Origin of the sequence: Lewinella cohaerens DSM 23179, assembly GCF_000379805.1 — a bacterium.
GTDB lineage: Bacteria > Bacteroidota > Bacteroidia > Chitinophagales > Saprospiraceae > Lewinella > Lewinella cohaerens.
Map to the genome: position 1 here is coordinate 45,985 of NZ_KB903532.1, position 20,254 is coordinate 66,238.

Sequence of the window (20,254 nt, forward strand, 5' to 3'; positions counted from 1 at the left end):
TACGTCTCGAAGTATCAAGCTCAACGAAGGAGGCCATTTACTAAATATTAGGATCGTCAGACCTTATTGATGATCAAAAAACCGCGAGCGCAGCGCGCACCTCCCGCGAGTGAAACGAGTACTCCCCGAGAGCGCCAGCGAGCCCCCCCCAGTGAGTTCCGAGATATCGGAACGAACACTATTTCCCCCTACACACGCAACCAAGCCGAACACTTGTTCGTTTCATTTATATAAACTACGCTTACCATGGCTGACACAACCAACACCATTGATTTGAACGACGTTCGGAACATCCTTGAACAAGTAAGTGACCCGGAAATACCGGTGCTCACCATCACGGACCTGGGAATTGTGCGCGAGGTTCGGCTGGATGAATCTGGACAGTTGGAGGTCGTGATTACGCCTACCTATTCTGGTTGCCCGGCCATGAATATGATTGAGGTCAACATCCGCGCGGTGCTACAGGAGGCGGGCTACGATCCGGTCACCATCACGACGGTACTCTCGCCCGCCTGGACGACGGACTGGATGACGGAGAATGGCAAAAAGAAACTCAAAGCCTACGGCATCGCTCCCCCTGAGCCCGGCAATGTAGACAAACACGCACTGTTTCAGGATGACAAAAAAGTAGAATGCCCTCGCTGTAGTAGTCGCAATACCGAGATGATCGCGCAGTTTGGCTCCACTGCTTGCAAATCCCTCTACCGTTGCTTAGATTGCCTAGAGCCTTTTGATTATTTCAAGTGCCATTAGGGCTGGCTCTAGTTGCATGATGGTATACTTATGCGTGAAGTGGGAGATGGGTGCAACCCTCCGGGTTGATAAAGAACAAATACACCTCGTAGCATAGGTAATAACTGAAATAATGTTTATTGATTTTATAAATATTTTTTAGTATTTTGTGAGTGAATTACCAAAGCTCAACAAATGAATCTGGTAAACACTAAAACCGGAAACAAAATCAATGGCAAGATAAAGAGGCTAAGCAGTGCTAAGGTCAAGAAGCTAAAGGAAGGAAGAAAATTCGACTTTGATTGGTCTTTAGAACAGGCTAATGAAGTGTATGCCATTGTAAAATCCGGGAGCACCGAACTACTCGGACTAATTTCACTAATTGATGTGAGTGAGGAATTAAGAATCCATATTAATTTGATCGAATCGGCAATACCATACAGAGGAAAAGGAAAGCAGATCGATGGTATTCCCGGTTGTTTGATTGGTTTTGCCTGTGAAATGTCCTTTAAAAAGGGATATGATGGCTTTGTGTCGCTTACTCCTAAAACCCGATTAGTAAATTACTACCAAGAAAAATTTGGTTTCCTGATGGCCGGTAAGAGCATGGTAGTCTTTTTAGATGTTGCTCAGTCTATTATTAAAAAATATCTGAAGGATGAATAACTATGAAGAAGTATATAAAAAATTGCGTAAGCAATATACGGATGAGGAAATAGCCGATTCTATGCTAATTCCAGCAGACTTAACGGCTGAAGAAAAAAAAGAAGCAAATAGAGAGTTGAAATCATTCAGAATGAAGTTGCTCTCTCAAATGACAGAACAGCAAAGAACTTATTCTGATCTGCTAAGATTTCGCTACCAACTTGAAGATTATATTGTCAATAGAGAATATGAAGAGGATATGAATTTTGGTGTTCAGTTAGAAGAATATACCAGAATACTGAAGCGAACGAAAAAGAAACTTTCAGAGGAACTCAATGTGCATTACACAAAACTTAGTAGAATTATTAATGACCACGAATCTCCCAATATAGAGTTCATCTACAAATTAGAAGAACATTCTGGAAAACTTGTACCCGCATTAGTATGGTGGAAATTGATGATTAAAAAACAGGAACACGAAATTGTACAGGACAAATCGACGAGAAAACAAATAGCAACGAAAGTAACACCCGCTATTGCCTATAGGACATAGATGCAAACACGAATGATTTGATGCACCCATCTTTGCCTAGGACGTACATGCTTCGCTACGCACGTCGCCTAGGCTTGAGTTGGCCTCAACTCGAACTAAAATTTCGAAAAAATCAATTAAAACGATAGTGTTCACCTTACCAAGATGCACTAAGCCTGCCTCTGTCTCCTAGCAAAAGTTCTTGATATTGATGAGCACAAAGTGACAATAACAAGAGATTAGGGTTTTGGCCATTATAGTTTTCAAATTTTAATCTTCTATCATTCTTCCATGAAATAGAAGAAACTAATGTTCCCTCAGAATTGTTACGATCAACTAGCAATTATCAAAAGAAGGGAGTGAAAAAATTGAGGGGTTCACCGAAGAATATCGTAACCCCCAAACCAATGTTCTTTTATCGCTGAGTAATGTATAATTCTTTGACAAACCCCGAATTGGTTTTCAGCAAAATATTTGCGCAAAAACCAATTCGGATGATCTGCTAAATGCAACAAACTTAAAGCTGCTGCAAAATTTCTAAAAGCTGTGCACGAACCTCATCGATACTGGTATTACGCAGGGCAGCTTCCAATATTACTTCTAATTCATTGTCATAACGAGTGCGTAAGATGTAGATGATTTTATCATCTCGATCAGGGCCAGTACCCAAAATGCTTTCGGTTCCAACCTCTGTATTTATCGACTCATAAGTCAAGGACTCCTCCCCGTTCGCCAAGAGTCCGATAAACTGGTTGGCCAGCACTTCATTTTGCTGTGCAGCATCACCTTTCCAAATCGTTCTAACGAAGAACTTATCGTCGCTAGGAATGAAATACATACAATTGCTTTGATCATAATCCTCTAATTCCATCAATAGCGTATTATTGACCGTACCGGCTGACCATCCCCAAAAGTCGGCGATCTCCTCAATCGTAAAGTACTCACAGGCCTCTATCTTATCCGGCAATTCGGTCGTTGGGCTTGGGTTTTCTGTCGTATTGTCATTTTGCTCACAGGCAAACGTGAGTAGTGCAGCCAGGAACGTGGGAAATAAATACAGTTTCATTGTTATGATTTAGCGTTTTACAAATGATGGATGAACTTCCAGTGTTTATCCAACTAAGTGTGTATGCTCAAATCAAAAGGTTAACAGGTAGGGCTAAATATTTTTCGGTACTACAAGATCGAATCTTTATTAAAATAGCAGAACTTTAAAAAAGTGATGAATGCCTGTTTACTTAGTAGGCTAGAGTGTCACTAGTGGATAAACTTAAGCGTTATCCACTATGAAATTATCCACTTTGCGATTGCTTTCTTTTATGTCTGTTCTCTTATGTACCCAGACACTTTTTGCGCAATGCAGTTTCGAAAATCTATTTGGGCCTGTAAATTTCCTGACGGCTCCTACATTTCGAGAACTACCGGTATTGATTCCAGACCAAGACAGCAGGTCTAGTTTTAATTGTGAAAGCCCTTCTTCTGGCATCGACCTGGGAGAATACGTCGATATCGAAATGAATGGAACTACTATTGAGGCTTTCTCTCTAGTAGGTACGAGTGTTGAATGGTTTCTCAATGGAAATCCTGTTGGTGTTAATAGCGGCAATACAGCAACCTTTGGCGGTTTCAATGGTACCGCTCAGTTGGCCAACCAGATTGCTAATCCGAATAACTGTGATCCGGCTGTTGCTGCTAATCGTAATATTCCCGATGAAAACATTCAGCTACAGTGTATAGATTGCCCAGTTATTCCATCCATAATTCCACAACAAGCTACCAATGGCGGGCTGGACAGTATCTTTTTTTCCAACCCAGATTTCATCTCCTTCAGTAACTATCCAAGTACTGGCCCTGACCCACTTGGAAACGCCCCCAGCATGGAAGAACAGGCTGTTTGGCATAATTTCTACAGTAATGCAAGCACTAATCTACTCGGGATTCATCGAGGAAATCGCATACCTATTTATCCAGCGCAAGAACTATTCGGCGATGAAAATGGTCCTATTTCCGCTACAGTGCTTCGGGTTTCTTTGCAAAATTTCGCATTCAACGCACCTGGATGGTACGATGATTATCTGGGTATAAGTATAATCAATGCTGATGGTGTTCAGCATGAGGTTCTCTGGAGCACAATGTTTCCGGCTAGCAATACCGTTGAATTCAACCTACCGCTCAGTAGCCTAACCCCCTCTTTTTCCGGAAGCTATAGCATTCAGTTCTGGAGCACTTTTGACTGGGTAGCCACCTTTGGTTGCAATGACTATTCCTATTGGCCCGGGCACTATATAGCCTTTGAAATGAACATCGCCAACTATACCCCTCCCCCACCGCCAGATAATGACAATTGTACCGACGCTCAGCAAATAAACCCGCAAAGTGGTAATAGTTGCAACATGTCCGAAAGCGGCACTTTTTCCTACGCTACCGAAAGTGAAACACAAACGGCTTTGGATATGTGTAGCACGCAGGAAGATGTATGGTATCGTTTTGTGGCTGCGAGTACGCAGTACGACCTTAGCACACAGCTCGTGACTGGAGAAGGTTCTTATTATGTCCAATTACTTAGTGGGGTGGATTGTGCCAACCTCAACAATTTGTACTGTGAACAAATAGAAACAAGTGGAGGTCTTCAGCTAATAGACCTAGAAATAGGAACTACTTATTACCTACGCTTTGTTCGAGAATTCCTTGACGATGAATCATTGGATTTCGAATTTTGCTTACTCGACCGAGAAACTACCTGTTACATTCCTGAGGTGACAGTAATAGAACAATGCCGAAGTAATGAAGCTTATGAGCTGCTGATTACCGTTGCTGACTTGAAAGAGAATAGCAGCTTACAAGTGATTGACGTTACGCAGGCTGAACCGCTGCCGCCACTCACCATCACCACGCCAGGAACCTATGTATTTGGGCCTATTCCTGCGGGGCTCAACTTCACTATTCAAGTACTGGCCGATGAGAGTGAATGTGATCTGTTTTTTGGTGATTTCTTGCCCGATTGTAGCCAAGAACCACCGCCAAACAATACCTGTGCAGATGCACTGGAGTTGGCCGACTGCCTCAACAATGATTTTGCTACAGCAACCACCACTCAGACCAGCTGTGAATTGAGCGGTGCCGCAGATGTTTGGTTCTATTTCGTTCCTACCACCAGTGTTCAAAGTATTGGCTTGAGCATAGCCCCCGAGGTGAATGACGAAGATATCGCCATCGAAGTCTTCAGCGGAGATTGTGGCAGTTTACAAAGTATTTATTGTGCTAGCGGACGTTTCCATCTGCTCAGCAGTTTAAATAGCGGATCTCCTTATTATGTGATGCTAAAACTGCCCGCGGGCTATGAGGATTTGACCATTTGCCGCGAAGGCTACCCTGCCCCACAGAATGAAGATTGTGATGCTGCCACAACTGTTCCCGTAGTAGCTGATTGTTCTCCCATGCACTTTTCTACGATTGGCGCAGCACCAAGTATTTCTCCTTTGGCCTGCCAGGCAGCAAATAGTGCTGATATCTGGTTTTCGTTTCTGGCTACCACCCCTACCGTTGAAGTGCAGATTAATAACATTATCCCTCTCTTGAATACGTATACTGGCCATTTGGTACTGAGTGCCTACGGAGGCAGCTGCGGAAGCCTAAATGAAGTAGCATGTACAACTTTTGATGATGCTACAATGCCTTACACCTTGATGGGGCTCGTGCCTGGTCAATTGTACTATTTCCGGATATCCGCTAGTATTTTTGATGAATATTTTGATTTTGACCTCTGTCTTACAGGGACTCCTACCCCGGATAATGATGTGTGCGAAAATGCGGTACTACTTCCCGTCAGTGCTGACCTTGAGTGCATTGATCCAATAGCGGGAAGTACACTGGCGGCCGTAACACCTGGTGCCCTCGATTGTGAGGCAAACCCTGTTCAGGATGTGTGGTACACCTTTACGGCAAGTAATGAACGTCATGCATTGGTGTTAAACAGTCAGGATTTTCCTCGCATGCAGGTTTATAGTGGCAGTTGTGAAGCCTTAGTTGCAATAAGTGAATGTATCAACGAACAATCGGCAATACTCAATGACCTTACACCGGGCACTCACTATTTTGTGCGCATTATGAGTAGTGCCGGAGTGGCTGCTAATTTCACTTTATGTGTCCTGACTATCCCCGATTCGCCAACCAATGATGAGTGTGCTGGCGCAAATTTATTGATGCCTGGGGATGCTGGTTGTAGTCATGCTATGTCTGGTACATTCTTATCAGCCACCGCTACTGGTGTTGATTGTTTTGAAACACCCATTGGCCGTGATGTATGGTATCAATTTGTAGCTTCCGCAAATGATCAGTTTCTCTTGGTCGAGGATATTGAGGATGCCTTACAACCTGGCATGGAGTCTTTTGCAACGATTGGCTTTGAGTACTACGATAGTGATTGCAATACACTTAACAGCTTGGGATGCGTATCCGATATAGCTTTTGGAAATATGGGCATGAGCGGCTTAACACAGGGAGAAACTTACTATGTTCGCCTCTTCATGGATGATTTCTCTGGGGCCGTCAATTTTTCTGTATGCCTGACAGATGACACTCCGCCTGCCAATGATGAGTGGGCAAATGCTACAATACTTATACAAGAGGCTTCCGTATGGTGTGAAAGCGCGCTGGGAGGCACTTTTGCCGCAGCCACCACTTCACAGCTTACCATAGATTGTGATGGGCAAATGGCCGTCGCTAATGATGATGTTTGGTATCAGTTTGTCGCTGCAACCGCGGCACCTACTATTGAAGTAGCCTACCTATGGGGAGACTACCGGATAGAACTCTTTTCCGCCGATGCCTCTACCCTACTCGACTGTACACAAGGCATGGATTTGATGGCCAATGGACTAACCATTGGGGATACTTACCTGATTCGGGTTTTCTCGGTAGCAGGCCAAGCACTCTCTCCGATTGAAGGGGCATTTACAATATGTGTCTATGGCCTTCCGGCTACGGAAATTAGCAGCTTAAGCAATGGAGCTTGCCTGGATATTGATGAGGCCGTGATCTCTACAGGATCAAATCGTTGGCTTCACTTGAATCACCAGGGAGAACTTGTTGCAGCTGTTTTTGATAGCGAACCCCTTGGTTTATTGTCCACGGCTTACTATCAAAACATGGGAAATGTTCGCGATGCCGCCGGTGGGATTGAATACCTGGATCGAAATTTTAGCATTAGCCCCGCCCAGCAACCTAATAGTGTGGTTCGTGTCCGTCTATATTATACCCAATCAGAATTGGATGCCTTACTTGCCGCTAATGATGGTGATGAAAACGATGTAAACAGCTTTGCAGATATTGTTGTAAGTCGTTTTGCTGGCGCCAACTGTAGCGATGAAGCTACGGGAAATGCCGTTTTACATTTCCCAACCAACGTGGGGCTTGTGGGTAGCGGGTTTTATGTAGAAATCCTCATTGATCACTTTTCTGCATTCTTTTTACACGGCGGTAGTTTTGCGTTACCCATTGAGCTGACCTCGTTCACAGGGCAACAAGACCTACAAGCGGTGCGCCTCAACTGGATTACAGAAGAGGAATATCAAAACAGAGGTTTTGGCCTAGAACGAAGTACCGATGGGCGAGTATTTGAAGAGATTGGTTGGATAGCAGGCCAGGGAACCACTTCGCAGCGTATGTACTACGAATTCTATGACCGTGAATTGCCATCTGAACAAGCGACCTACTACTATCGCCTTCGTCAGGAAGATAACGACGGAAGTATCAGCTATAGCCTAATCATTGACGTGCCCTTCCAAGGCAAGGATACGGATTGGTTTGTTTACCCCAACCCAACGAGGGAACAACTTAAATTATCGATACCTTCTCAAATAGAGGGTGACTTCCTTCTTTACAATCAACTTGGTCAAATGGTAGGTCGTTGGCATTTGTCCGACATGGAGAATAAGACTATCACTGTCGATCATCTACCAGCAGGAATGTACTGGGCTCGGCTGGAAAGTGGGCAAATAGATTTAAGCGTCCTCCAAATACAGATTCAGTAGCCAAGCTGGACTTTCGGTAAAGTGCCGAAAGTCCAGCTCAGTTTAAGTCAGCAGATTCTGTTCTTTATGACAATATCGAGGCTCTTTTCGGCGAAATGTGAGCGGTAAGCCTATGGAGAGACTGACTAGATTTATTGTTTTGTTATAAGTTTTGGTCTTGCCTGTTATTTCTTGTAAACAGTTTCCTTATCCCCCACCCAATACCAAATACAACAACTAAAGCCAGTAGCAGCTTTCCAGCCATTGAATCATTCGTATGCTGCGAAAAAATGGGAGCAGCATCACCCTGTACGACCAATCCTGCCCAAAAAAATGGGTGCTGGTAGGCCATATCTTGTCCTTCGATTAGCGCAAGCTGTGCAGACCTTAGCGCATTTGCTTTGCTTGTCCCTGTTTGTAAGGAACGGTAAAAATGTTCCATTACACTACTTGTAGCTTGGTCTGGCAACTCCCATAGACCCGCGATGACACTAGGAACACCTGCTTGAAAAAATGCCCTATGAAAAGCGTGTACACTGCGTCCATAATTAGCAGAAGTAGCCGTCTGGCAAGCACTCAATACAACCATCTCTGCGGGCAATGAAAGGCCGTACACTTCTTCCAGGAAAAGTTTTTCGCCTTGCGCCAACTGCAAGTAACTCAAATTAGGGGTAGTGCCATCAAACACGGCATGGCTCGCAATGTGCAGCAAGTCCACGTTCGGAGCCATCTCCAAAAGTGCTTTTTTAGTGCCTTGCTCACCGGCCAACAAAGTGGCTGAAGTAAGTCCCGCAACTACAGTCGCTTCGGTTTCTGCTCCTTCTAAATAGACAGCCATTGGTTGCTCACCTCTATTTGCTTGGCTTTTTCCCTTTCCGCTCTCTTGCGGTGCTAAAACCAAACGCATCCGTGATTCCCTTTCGATTTGAGGAGTCAGTGATTTTTGTAAAAAAACCAAATGTGGAGCATAGCTAACAGCATGACTTTTGATCAAAAAATCCGCTTTATAGGATAAAGCATGAAACGGTAAATTTGCCAATTCCTGACAAGGCACAATGAAGAGTTCGCTGTGGTCTGCAATTTCGTTTGGAAGGAGAAGCTCCCCTAAACGAATGGAGCTTTCTGTAAGTGGCTTGAGCTGGCGAAGGTCGCTAAGGTAGCCCATAACTTCCTTTTCCCAATCAAAGGTAGGCTCCAACAAGCGAATCCATACCTCCTTTTGGGTTATTCCAAAAAGGTAGAGCTGATCTCCAAATCTATTGTACTTCAGTACAAGCTGCTGACTAGAAAGGTTTTTCTGTAAATCTAGCAATGCGAAATCCGAGTACCCTACTCTGGTGATATTTGTAACCAGTGACTGCTCCAATCCCCGAAGATCATCTTGTAGTGCCTGTACTTGCTCCGCGTCATTGCGCTGTTGTGCGAGGACTATGGCTTGTCGCAATTCAAGCTGATGCTTATAGAGACTATCTGGCCAACTTAACTGCCGTAGTTTTCGGTTACCACTAAAGCGTTGCCATGCTAAGCGATTTTCGACATTATCAGTATGTTCTAATAACTGCCTTTGTGTAGATGGAGTATTCGGCATTCCCGTACGCAGTATACCACCGACCGCTTTTTCATAAAAAGATCGCAATTTGGGGTTAAAAGTTCTTCCATCAAAGCATTTAAGAAATTGGCGTAGCCCCAAACGGTAAAAGCTGGCAGCAAGAGCATCTAGATCAGGATCTGATGTTTCACGCTGGAGTATTTCGTCGGCTATTTCAACCAACAACCCAGTATGATTAAGCATAGTGCTCGGTTCAAAATTGCTAAAATTTTCAGTTAGCGGCTCAGGTCCTAGATGAATATAACTTAGCATTTGCAAGAATGCCTGATGCGCAGAATCGGCGTCTATCGGCAGGTAAACCAAGCCCCGCTGAGCCCAGAAAAACGCTAAGCGCTCATCATCATCTGGGCAATCACTGATGAGTTGGTGGTTAAGACGGAGGGCAGAACCCCTGTCTCCTGCATAACGAAATGCTTTAATTCGATTAAACGTAAACTGCCAAAAGTGACTGGGGTAAATTGTGGTATCTAGTGCCATAAATGCCTCATCAAGCATTTGATGTGCTTCTTGAACAGGGGAAGGATAAGAAGAGCGGTTGTTAAGATACATATCCGCTACTTGGTTAAGCGACACCGCATATCGAATTTGCTCTTCCGGATTAAAGGGTTGCTTATTGGCTAATTCATCCAATTGCTGTAAAGCATCCAAGGCCTGCTTTTCTTTGTTCCAACTTGCGTATAGCAATGCGCGTTCATAAGCAAAGGTCACCTCTTTACGAGCAGAACCAGCGGGCAGTTTCAGCTGATCTCGATGTTGATACAATAGTTGTTCTCCACGCTGAATATAAGTTTCTGCTTCAGTAAAAAAGCCTAGTTCTCCTGCCGTGAACGCCAAATCAGCATAAATAGAAAGAAGGTAATCTAGATTGGGGGAAACAAGATTGGATAAAACGGCTTCAGCAGAACGTGTAGAATTGTATGCTGGTAGGTATTCTTTCAACGCATACTCAGCGAACGCGCGATCAAACAAAGCCATACCCCGTAAATTCAAACTCGCTGGATCATTGGAGCAATATTCAATAGCCTGGTCGTAGCAGTCAAGACTGCCGAGGTAGTCGGCCAAATAATATTTAGCGTTAGCTTTTAGGTAAAGAACTTCAGCCTTACGGAATTCACTAAGTGAAGGGTGACGGAGCAGGTATTGGTCAACAGTTAGAATAGCGGCTTCATACCGCCCCTCTTCATATTTGCTTTGCGCTAAAAGCCATTGCTCGTCTGTTTGGCCCCAGCCAAGGCCAAGAGACAAGAAGACCAAAACTAAACAGATTAGATCGCGCACTACTACTATTTTTACAGACAAGTGCCTGTGGATTGGTAAAAGTAAACATCTGCCCAGTTTTTTTTGTGTAGAGCGTTTACCTTTGGGTAAGTTTTAGACACTATTCAAATGTCCCCTAAGGATAAGCAGTTATTGCAAAAAATTCGAGCTGATGATAAGCGAGCACTTGAAGAGGTGTATCTCGCTAATCAAACTGATTTCTTGCACTTTGCCAGAAAACAAGGTCTTCTGCAAGAGGATGCTCTGGATCTTTATCAAGATGTGGTCATTGCCTTTTATCAGCAAGTGCTAAACGGTACGAGTTCGATAACAAGCAGTATTAAGTCGTATTTAATGGGAATGGGGCGGTACAAATTTTATGAGCGCCTGCGTCAACAAAAACGACACCAGCCTTTGCCTCAGGAGCAAGTCGCTGAAGTACCTGCGGAAGAACCATTGGCCTTATCCCTGGAGCAAGAACAACTGAAAGAAGGCTTTGCTAAACTTAGCCCGAGTTGTCAGGAGGTTTTACGCCTTTTTTATTACAGAGGCTTAAGTCTTGGTGAAATTGTTGAACAAACAGTGTATGAGAACACCAACACGGTCAAAAGCCATAAATCGCGCTGTCTCAAACGATTGAGTAAGCTGATAAACAACTAGCGCATGGACCAAAATGAACGTATAAGAAAATACTGGCATGGGCAATTAACGAGTGCTGAAAAACAGGAAATGGAAACAGCGCTGGAAAATGATGAGCAACTGGCACAGGATATCAAACATTTCCGTGATCTGCAACTAGCTATTTCTGCCACTGAAAGGCAAGCACTAAAACAACGATTGGGCGCGCTACCCGTCTCGCACCCTCGCAGAAGGTTGTGGCCAATGGCCATAGCAGCAAGTATACTATTGCTAATCACAGGCAGCTGGTATTATCTACAATCGGAGGTGATTGCACCTGAAACGCTTTTTGCCACTTACTATCAGCCGTACCCTAACTTGGCCCACCCAATCGTACGTAATCAAGATCCGGCTGACAGCCTGAGCCAGGCTTTTGCGGCTTATGAGCAGGGTAGGTATCCCGAAGCTCAAGCACGCTTAGATCAGCTTATCGTCAACAATGATGATCCTGAGCTACGTTTTTATTTGGCACTGAGCCTGATGGGACAAGCAAATTATACGGCAGCACAGCAACAACTTGATCGCTTGAAAGACAACACTTTTCGATTTCAAGCCCAAGCATGGTGGTACCAGGCCTTACTACAATTGCGAGAAGGAGACCTTGTAGAAGCAAGAGTCTCTTTATTGCAGTTGCAAAAACTGGATAGTAGCTATAAAACCAAAGAGGTCGTTTTTTTGCTAAAGCAAATAGAAAAACAACCCTAGAAATAGATTAAAGTCAACCTCAATCACCTTACGACTTGCAAATAGCACTAGCCTCACAAATACCTTTTGACCAGCAGAAATCACAATGGACTTTGCGGTACCTTTGCCTCAGGCACACAATAACCAGCGTATCAAAACTGTCTTTGTCAGACCTACACATGGCGGGAATATTCTAAGCTTCCTGAAAAACAAAAATTTATGATATACCTGATTTGGTCAATAATAAACCTAGCAGTTTTATTCTTCTTTTTTTATCTGATTACGGGATTCATTAGAAAAGGTAAAAGTTTTTTTAACCCTCAATTAAAGGTCGTTTCTATTTTAGTGATGGTAGTCGGTATTTTTCAATTACTTTCTGCCACTGGCCTTGAAGAAAATTCTAATCAAATAGAAATCACGCAAGATTACGACAACAACAATCCCTCCAAAATTGAAGAATTAGTCCTTGAAGATCATTTAACTTTTGACATCAATTTGCTCGTAAAATACTCAATCGACCAAAATGATTTTATTCCAACCGAAAGCAACAGCTTCCTAACAGGGTTTATCAGTGGTTACGAATGGGAATACACCTTGATTCAAACCAATAGCTATACATCGAACCAGAAAGCAGAATTCGAAGCCAAGGGCATTTTAAAATGGAAGCTTTTTGGCGTAAATCTTTACAACGAAACCAAAACATTTAGCGGCACACTAAATTAAGTAAAGTCAATTTACCGTCGAGTATTCCATGTCAGCAAAATGAACCAGAGGGTATTTTACTGACAGTCTTTGCAGCTCTAGCTCTTCTTCAGGCGCAAGCCGAACCAGCTACCTCACGAATCCTTTCTTAGAAAAAAGAACAATTAACATTTTCATCAGCAGTAGTCAAGCCATACCAGCACCGATACCGTGTGGAACACCAGTTTAGAAGCGGGCGCTTATTGGGTTTGGCTTGGGGATATATTTACTATTAGAGGCACACACTTTGCCTTCACAACTATACTCCCTTCATCATCAATACGTTATAGTCACTAATTATCTCCACTAATACAACCTAAAACATGAAAACGAGTATTCTAGTATTATGTCTATGCTGCTTTTCTATCTCCTCTTTTGCTCAAAGATCCCCCATTCCTGGCCTTCCTGCGGTTGATTACCAAGATGCTGGTTTCAATAGCGATTCAATAGATGCGCTTATACCAATCATGGATGATTTCAACCAGCTAGATTTCAGAGGAATGGTCGTGATCAAAGATAACAACATCTTGATGGAGTGGTACTACAACAGCCACACTAGATCTGACATCAACGACATCCGATCTGCCGGAAAGAGTATTACCTCCTTACTACTCGGTGTGGCGATTAAAGAAGGCTTGGTTCAAAATCTAGATCAGGACGTTTATTCTTTTTTCTCAAAAGAGAAGTATCCTTCCATGCACGAAGACTATAAACAAATCAAGATCAGGGACCTCTTGGATATGTCCTCCGGATTAGACGCAGATGCTGATGATTGGAGAACTCCCGGCAATGCAGGTCAGTGGATGGGGAAAGACGAATGGGTCGAATACCTGCTAGGTATTCCATTGGCAAAAAAGCCTGGTGAACAATGGGTTTATGCAGATATTAATGCCGCGTTGATAGGAGCTATCATAGAGGAAACATCCGGAATGAGCCTCAATGACTTTGCGAAGGAAAACGTATTTGCCCCTTTAGGAATCAAGAAGTATTACTGGTATACAAACGCTGCAAATCAAACCGTGGCTGCTGGAACATTATTTCTATCCACTGTAGACTTTGCTAAACTGGGAGTACTCGTCGCCAATGAAGGAAAATGGGGCGACAACCAAATTGTCCCAGCAGATTACATAGAGACATTACTGGCCCGAAAGGTTTTCGACCTTACAGAAATATCGGCGCTTGCGAACGCTTATGGAATGTTCTGGTACAAAACCCAGCGAACATACAACGGCAAAAAAATCGACTTTTTATATGCCTCAGGAAATGGTGGAAATTATTTGGTCGTAGTTCCTCAAGAAAACATGGTCATCGCATTGACCTCAACGGCCTATGGCACTGGATACGGGCACAGAAGAGCACAGGCTATTGTGCATAAGCTTCTCAATGCATTAGAGTAAAATTAAAAGGTGCTCCCTGATTCATAAAACCAATCAAGGAGCATCTCTCACCACTCCCTGCTTTTCGGCTATCTCCTTTTTTTGGGACTTTGGGGTATATTTACCATTCAAGGCACACGCTAAACATATAACCGAAAGAAATGAATCAGCATCTACAAAAATACGCATCTATTCCCCTAAAACAGCTTTCAAATAGGGTTTGGAGAACTTATGAGGGCGGTGCTTTGATTGACAAATGGAAAAAGACTGCTCCTGAGGTGGATGGAAGCACGCCTGAAGAATGGATCATGTCTACCGTTACAGCACTTGGGAAAAAAAGGCCCGAAAATGAAGGGCTATCCCTTATAAAAACCGATGATGGCGTTTTACCCCTAAAAGCTTTAATCGATTCAAACCTGGAATTGTATTTAGGCAAAGAATTGGCTCAGAAATACGGAACAACAGGAGTTCTTATTAAAATGCTAGATTCTTTGGAACGACTAACCGTTCAGGTACACCCCGACAAACAGTATGCCAGAACTGTATTTAATTCAGCCTTTGGCAAAACAGAATCGTGGTATGTCCTGAATACGCGTGAAATAAACGGCGAGAAAAGTGTCGTTTACATGGGTTTCAAAAAGCATGTTACCAAAAAGGAATGGAAAGCTCATTTTGACAATCAAAACATTCAAGGAATGCTTGATTGCCTGCACAAAATTGAAGTAAAGCCCGGCGATGCTTTTATGATCTATGGTGGCGTGCCACATGCTATCGGAGCTGGTTGCTTTTTAATGGAGGTTCAAGAGCCGACCGATTATACCATGCGCGTAGAAAAAACAACGCCAAATGGTCTAAAAATTGGACCGGAATTGATTCATCAGGGAGTCGGCGAAGAAAAAATGCTCGAATGTTTTCATTACGATACCCACACCTTAGACGAAGCGCTACAAAAATGGAAAATAACACCAGAGGTATTGGACAGCTCCAATGAGTTTACACTAAAGACCTTATTCAATGAAAAGCATACCAACTGCTTCGGCCTAAATGAATTGCTATTAGATGGAAAGTATACCATCCAAGGTAATTCTTGTTTCTATGTCGCTGTTATCTATGCTGGTGATGGCGTCATGAGCTGTAACGGCAAGGAATACAGCTACACTCAGGGAGACGAAATTTTTATTTCGGCAGCCATTTCAGAAATCACCTTTACTTCTAAAAATTCATCGAAAATCTTACTTTGTTATCCTCCCAGTTAGTGTTGTCCAATGAAAATAATAAGACTAAAAAGTATTACAGATAACTATTTCCAAATCGCGTGGAAACTATATGAAGAAGCCTTCCCTGCGGAGGAGAGAAGGTTAATTGATGCCCAAGCTCGCGTGATGAAAATATCGAGTTATCATTTTGATATTATCATTCATGAAAACCAATTTATAGGCTTTTTCTTGTGGTGGGATTTTGAAAACCATCGATACATAGACCATTTCGCAACAGCTACACAACATAGAAACAAAGGTTTCGGCAAGTTAATCCTTGAACAATTCATGGATGACAGCAAACCAATTCTGCTAGAAGTAGAATTGCCTGATTCCCCTATCAATCAACGTAGGATAAGGTTTTACGAAAGAATTGGGCTTAAGCTTAATCAACATTATTATGAGGTGCCATCTTCGGAAGAAGGCCACGCACCTTTTCAATTATTGCTGATGTCCTACCCAGCTTTACTTTCAGAAACGGATGTTGAACAGTTTGTAAAAAGGTGCCACCCCATTATTTTCGATAATTAATGAACATGAGTCATCCCTAGTCAGCCGGATTTTTCGGTTGTGCCCCAATAGAGTTTGGGTTATATTTACCATTCAAGGCACACACAATACCCAACAAGCTCTAATAAACATGCCGTATCCACCTAACTCTAAAAACATCGTACACGGCAGCATAACGGCTGGCGGCAACGTCCACATCGGCGATATTATCTACAATATTGAACGCGATTTCAAATCAGGCAGCATCCTCTTTTTGCGCTTGGACAAACAGGGCGATACGCACTACGCAGCGCACCTTTCTATCAAAAGCAAGCACAGCGAAAAAGGCACCTTAGCGACTGCGGGCGAAAAGTGGTGTGAAAATATCACGGTGGATATCCCCCCTCAGTTATTCGATGATTTAACCGAGTTTCAAAACTTTCGCCGTAGCGTTGATACCCACACTCGCTATCATGGTATTGGTAATGCCGATAATCACAGCGTACAGGCGCTTGAAAACAAGTTGGCACAACAGGTTTTTCAAACCTTTTTTGCGGGGGAGATTGGTAAAGCCTGTAGCAGTTTTATCCAATTGCTCGAAGATAATCGCATCGAAGAATTGCTGTTGGCCATTTCTGCCGATGAGGAAACCATTGTCAACCTGCCTTTTGAAATCGTGTTGCCCTTGCTGTTTCCATCCAAATTAGGGGAAGCCAAACAGGGCCTCGCCAGGAGTAATTTCGGTTTGATTCGGACTAAAACCACCTCGCTCGAAGCCTTTAAGATGCAAGGCGACCACGCTACGGCTGCCCCTTTGAAAATGTTATTTATCACCGCTTTGCCCGAAAACCTGGACGAACGAGGTAAAATGCTGCAAATCGAAGAGGAACAAACCCGACTCATTCAGGCCATTGGCGTACTGGAAGCAACAGGCGATAGACAGCCCAAAATTGTGATCGAGTTTTTAGAAAATGCCTCCCTCGCTGAACTGGACAAAGCCCTCCGCACACGCCAACACGATATCGTACACATCAGCGGGCACGGAGCCTATCATGCAGCGAAAAATAAAGGCCTGCTATATTTTGAAAATGAAGACGGCGACGAAGAACGAGTCACTGGCGCTGCCTTAGGCGAAACGCTACGCCAACACGCCTGTGTCAAACTATTGATTTTAAGTGCTTGCGAAACCGCAATAGCAGGCAGCGAAGGCGGGGTGACGGAACAAGTGGCAGCCTACGGCGTGCCGAGCATCGTGGCCATGCGTTTTGCCGTGACCGATGAAGGTGCCAAGGTCTTTACGACTGAATTCTACACCCATTTAGCCAAAGGTATTTCAGTGACGCAATCCGTCGCTTATGCGCGTGATGCCATGCACGATTGGGTGATGGAAGGCCGACAAAATGCCCCGCAAGTCCTCCACATTGCCGAATGGTTCACGCCCGTGGTGTACCAAAACCAGTCGGTAGGGGCTTTGATAGATAAAGCGCAGCCATACCACTTGCCCGATAATTTTTACCCGAGCAGCAGTTTCCTCAAAACCAAGCACTCGCGGCTGATTGGCGAAGGCTTTATCGGGCGCAAACGCTATTTGATACAGATGCGCCAAGCGTTTCGGGCGGGGCGGCACCTCTGTTTGCATGGCTTGGGCGGGCTAGGTAAAACGACTTTGGCAGAGGCTTTTGCCCATAATTACGACAATCGCAGCCATACCAACATTATTTTCAGAAACGGGAATCAAATCAATGAGAAGTTCGTACTAGATGAACTCCTCGCTCGGCTTGAAGAAACGGAGGCAGCCAAAAGTACCATACGCCAGTTAAAAGCACGGTTAGACGACCCCCAAACGCCCGTATTGGATAAACTCCAATTGCTGATAGACAACTACCTCGACGGGCGAAAAACCATTTTGACCTTCGATAATGCCGAAGATGTGCAAATAGACGAAGGCCGGGCCTACCAACGCAGCATTGGCAGCGAGAGTCTGCACGCATTTTTAAAGCATTTATGCGAAAACACCCCGGCCAATTGCCATATTCTCTTCACCACCCGCTATAAAATAGAGAACCTGGCCGATGTGGTCGAACACCTTGCCCTGGACAAAATGGGCTATGCTGAGCAATACCGCTTGCTCAATTACTCCAAAATACTGCGGACTATCCCCCTGCAAGACAGAGGCGAGGTGTACAAACGCCTGGACGGACACCCACGCGGCTATGAATATTTGGAGGCTTTATTGAAAAAAGACAAGACCTTTAGTTGGCAACAAGTCGCAAAAGCGGAAGCCGATGTTTTTGAAAACCTCCTATTGGCAAAAGTGTACGAACGCCTGACCGAGCGGGAACAAGCGATTTTTCAAATGGGTTCTGTTTTTATTGCACGGACTCCCTTGCCGGCTTTAGCGGCAGTAAGCGGAGAAAAGGAAGCGGAATTAGCCCCCGTGATAAAAGCACTACAAGATTGGTCTTTGTGTTTTTTAGAAAAAGATGGCCGCTTTGAAGTACATCGCCTAACGCGGGAGTGGATGACAAAAAATATCATCCCCGCAGCAGAAGTAAAAAAATGGGCATTTGCCGCAGCCAATTATTTCAAAGAGCAACCTGCTTTAAAAAATTACGAGCTGGCAAGGGAATATTTTGGGATAGCTAAAGCATGGGCGGAGTTTGCTACGGTCTCTTTCCGTTTGCAAGACCACTATCAACTAATTGGTCTTTATCAAAAGGCTTTTGAATTGAATCAAGCTGTTTTGGAGAAAAACGTAGCAGAAAAATCTATTGGTATGGCCCTTTTCAATATGGGTGCTGTTTTAAATTTATACGGTCAAAATGACCAGGCACTTCAGTTGTATAAACAGAGTCTTGCCATAACGCAGCAAATCGTCGATCGTCAAGGTGAGGGGGCGATCTTGAGTAGTATTGGTCTAATATATCATGCCAAAGGGGATTATGATACCGCCTTACGGTATATGGAACAAAGTTTGGCCATAATACAGCAAATCAGCGACCCTAGCAGTGAGGGAGGGATCTTGAATAATATCAGCCAAATCCATGAAGCAAAAGGAGATTATGACACGGCCTTGCGCTATTTGGAACAAGGTTTGGCCATAGCACAGCAAATAGGTGACCGCAAAGGTGAGGGTACGATCTTGGGAAATATCGGCCAAACCTATCATTCCCAAGGGGATTATGACACCGCCTTACGGTATATGAAACAAAGTTTGACCATAGTACAGCAAATCGGCGACCGTAGAGGCGAGGGCACGGCCTTGAATAATATCAGTCAAATTCATAAAGCAAGAGGGGATTATGACAGGGCCTTACACTATCTGGAACAAAGTCTGGCTATAAGGCAGCAAATCGGCGACCGTAGAGGCGAGGGTGCAACCTTGAATAATTTAGCGACCACTGCCCTTACCAAAGGAGACTACGACACCGCCTTGGGGTATTTGAAACAAAGTTTGGCTATAAGGCAGCAAATCGGCGACCGTCATGGATATGCCAAATCAGTTTCTAATATTGGAGCTATTTACTTTATGCAGGATAAAATAGAAGAAGCTTTATCTTTATTAATACAAGGCTATCTTATCTATCAAGAGTTAGGTTCTCCTGACATTCAAGAGCCTGCAGGTTTTCTTTCAGAGCTTCAAAAAATAATGGGCAAAGAAAAATTTGATGAAAAAGTACAGGAAGTTATCTCTAAAATGGGCTAAACACCTAGATTATATACTCTCCATCTCAAAACCATAAAAACACAAAAACACATGTTAGAAAAAGCATTAAACTACATCGTCAGTATCGTGACGGAAAATGAGGAAGTGAAAAAATTCCCCGAAGATTTTGTCACGGCATCTATGCAGTGGATACGCTCGTGGTTTTTGAAAGACGATCCTGTTACAACGAGCATCATTGAAAATACAAGCTTACCAGCTACCGTCAAGGAGCCTGTTCTGAAGGCCAAACTGGAATCGTTGCAAGGCAATGAGCAGTTTCAAAAGGAGTTAGCAGAACACCTTCTCGGTTTCGAGCAACACCGCGCCCGCCTCAAAAACGTGGTAACCGATGCGGATATTGACGCAAAAGGCAACGTACACATCGGTGATAAAGGCACCTCTTCGGGTGAGAATTATGATGAAAAGAATATCATCAAAGGCGGCACGATAAAATCAGGCGGTGATTTTCGTTTGGGGGATGATGAGAACAGTTGATAACCAGCAGGTCTCACTTTGCAGAACAATTAGCCGCAGACAC

14 protein-coding genes are annotated in these 20,254 nt (G+C 43.8%); 12 read left to right on the top strand and 2 right to left on the bottom strand.

What is annotated here, in order from left to right:
• Positions 1-246 precede the first annotated feature (246 nt).
• The 3 genes from paaD to A3EU_RS0102395 all read left to right on the top strand — a co-directional run bounded on the left by paaD (position 247) and on the right by A3EU_RS0102395 (position 1,930).
• Positions 247-753, top strand: coding sequence for a 1,2-phenylacetyl-CoA epoxidase subunit PaaD (gene paaD, locus A3EU_RS0102385; protein WP_020534521.1), 507 nt, complete (start codon positions 247-249; stop codon positions 751-753).
• Between the two features lie 174 nt (positions 754-927).
• Positions 928-1,398, top strand: a complete 471-nt coding sequence (locus A3EU_RS0102390) for a hypothetical protein (protein ID WP_020534522.1) — start codon at positions 928-930, stop codon at positions 1,396-1,398.
• Positions 1,391-1,930 carry a hypothetical protein gene (locus tag A3EU_RS0102395; RefSeq protein ID WP_020534523.1) on the top strand — a complete coding sequence of 180 codons (540 nt, stop codon included), beginning with the start codon at positions 1,391-1,393 and terminating at the stop codon, positions 1,928-1,930. The genes A3EU_RS0102390 and A3EU_RS0102395 overlap by 8 nt, the downstream gene beginning before the upstream one ends.
• Before the next feature lie 496 nt (positions 1,931-2,426).
• Here A3EU_RS0102395 and A3EU_RS0102400 read toward each other — a convergent pair whose 3' ends face one another.
• Positions 2,427-2,975 (bottom strand): hypothetical protein, encoded by a 549-nt coding sequence (locus tag A3EU_RS0102400; protein WP_020534524.1) that lies wholly within the window; start codon positions 2,973-2,975, stop codon positions 2,427-2,429.
• A gap of 220 nt (positions 2,976-3,195) precedes the next feature.
• Between A3EU_RS0102400 and A3EU_RS32410 the strand changes: the two genes are divergently transcribed.
• Positions 3,196-7,941, top strand: a complete 4,746-nt coding sequence (locus tag A3EU_RS32410; RefSeq protein ID WP_020534526.1) for a T9SS type A sorting domain-containing protein — start codon at positions 3,196-3,198, stop codon at positions 7,939-7,941.
• 142 nt (positions 7,942-8,083) lie between these two features.
• Here the strand turns inward: A3EU_RS32410 and A3EU_RS0102415 are convergent, their stop codons facing one another.
• Positions 8,084-10,807, bottom strand: coding sequence for a CHAT domain-containing tetratricopeptide repeat protein (locus A3EU_RS0102415; RefSeq protein ID WP_020534527.1), 2,724 nt, complete (start codon positions 10,805-10,807; stop codon positions 8,084-8,086).
• A gap of 108 nt (positions 10,808-10,915) precedes the next feature.
• On the opposite strand from A3EU_RS0102415, the gene A3EU_RS0102420 reads away from it, so the two are divergent.
• From A3EU_RS0102420 to A3EU_RS0102460, 8 genes are all read left to right on the top strand, one after another.
• Positions 10,916-11,446, top strand: a complete 531-nt coding sequence (locus A3EU_RS0102420; RefSeq protein WP_020534528.1) for an RNA polymerase sigma factor — start codon at positions 10,916-10,918, stop codon at positions 11,444-11,446.
• A 3-nt stretch (positions 11,447-11,449) separates the two neighbouring features.
• Positions 11,450-12,169, top strand: coding sequence for a tetratricopeptide repeat protein (locus A3EU_RS0102425; protein ID WP_020534529.1), 720 nt, complete (start codon positions 11,450-11,452; stop codon positions 12,167-12,169).
• Between the two features lie 198 nt (positions 12,170-12,367).
• Complete coding sequence (locus A3EU_RS0102435) at positions 12,368-12,871, top strand: hypothetical protein (protein WP_020534531.1); 504 nt, start codon at positions 12,368-12,370, stop codon at positions 12,869-12,871.
• Between the two features lie 341 nt (positions 12,872-13,212).
• A complete protein-coding gene (locus A3EU_RS0102440; RefSeq protein WP_020534532.1) occupies positions 13,213-14,286 on the top strand; it encodes a serine hydrolase domain-containing protein in 1,074 nt (357 codons plus the stop codon).
• A gap of 140 nt (positions 14,287-14,426) precedes the next feature.
• On the top strand, positions 14,427-15,521 hold the full coding sequence (locus tag A3EU_RS29140; protein WP_020534533.1) for a type I phosphomannose isomerase catalytic subunit: 1,095 nt from the start codon (positions 14,427-14,429) through the stop codon (positions 15,519-15,521).
• Between the two features lie 9 nt (positions 15,522-15,530).
• Entirely contained in the window at positions 15,531-16,052 is a 522-nt protein-coding gene (locus A3EU_RS0102450) for a GNAT family N-acetyltransferase (RefSeq protein WP_020534534.1), read from the top strand.
• Positions 16,053-16,161: 109 nt separating this feature from the next.
• Positions 16,162-19,716 (top strand): tetratricopeptide repeat protein, encoded by a 3,555-nt coding sequence (locus A3EU_RS0102455; protein ID WP_020534535.1) that lies wholly within the window; start codon positions 16,162-16,164, stop codon positions 19,714-19,716.
• A gap of 51 nt (positions 19,717-19,767) precedes the next feature.
• The gene (locus A3EU_RS0102460; protein WP_020534536.1) at positions 19,768-20,211 is read left to right on the top strand and encodes a hypothetical protein; all 444 of its coding nucleotides are present in this window, start codon (positions 19,768-19,770) and stop codon (positions 20,209-20,211) included.
• Positions 20,212-20,254 lie beyond the last annotated feature (43 nt).

Excerpts from the sequence above, each read along its gene's own strand:
- A3EU_RS0102435 (WP_020534531.1), top strand. The coding sequence starts at position 12,368 with ATGATATACCTGATTTGGTCAATAATAAACCTAGCAGTTTTATTCTTC.
- A3EU_RS0102420 (WP_020534528.1), top strand. The coding sequence starts at position 10,916 with ATGTCCCCTAAGGATAAGCAGTTATTGCAAAAAATTCGAGCTGATGAT.
- A3EU_RS0102440 (WP_020534532.1), top strand. The coding sequence starts at position 13,213 with ATGAAAACGAGTATTCTAGTATTATGTCTATGCTGCTTTTCTATCTCC.
- A3EU_RS0102395 (WP_020534523.1), top strand. The coding sequence starts at position 1,391 with ATGAATAACTATGAAGAAGTATATAAAAAATTGCGTAAGCAATATACG.
- A3EU_RS0102455 (WP_020534535.1), top strand. The coding sequence starts at position 16,162 with ATGCCGTATCCACCTAACTCTAAAAACATCGTACACGGCAGCATAACG.
- A3EU_RS32410 (WP_020534526.1), top strand. The coding sequence starts at position 3,196 with ATGAAATTATCCACTTTGCGATTGCTTTCTTTTATGTCTGTTCTCTTA.
- A3EU_RS0102450 (WP_020534534.1), top strand. The coding sequence starts at position 15,531 with ATGAAAATAATAAGACTAAAAAGTATTACAGATAACTATTTCCAAATC.
- A3EU_RS0102425 (WP_020534529.1), top strand. The coding sequence starts at position 11,450 with ATGGACCAAAATGAACGTATAAGAAAATACTGGCATGGGCAATTAACG.
- A3EU_RS0102400 (WP_020534524.1), bottom strand. The coding sequence starts at position 2,975 with ATGAAACTGTATTTATTTCCCACGTTCCTGGCTGCACTACTCACGTTT.
- A3EU_RS0102390 (WP_020534522.1), top strand. The coding sequence starts at position 928 with ATGAATCTGGTAAACACTAAAACCGGAAACAAAATCAATGGCAAGATA.
- A3EU_RS0102460 (WP_020534536.1), top strand. The coding sequence starts at position 19,768 with ATGTTAGAAAAAGCATTAAACTACATCGTCAGTATCGTGACGGAAAAT.
- A3EU_RS29140 (WP_020534533.1), top strand. The coding sequence starts at position 14,427 with ATGAATCAGCATCTACAAAAATACGCATCTATTCCCCTAAAACAGCTT.
- paaD (WP_020534521.1), top strand. The coding sequence starts at position 247 with ATGGCTGACACAACCAACACCATTGATTTGAACGACGTTCGGAACATC.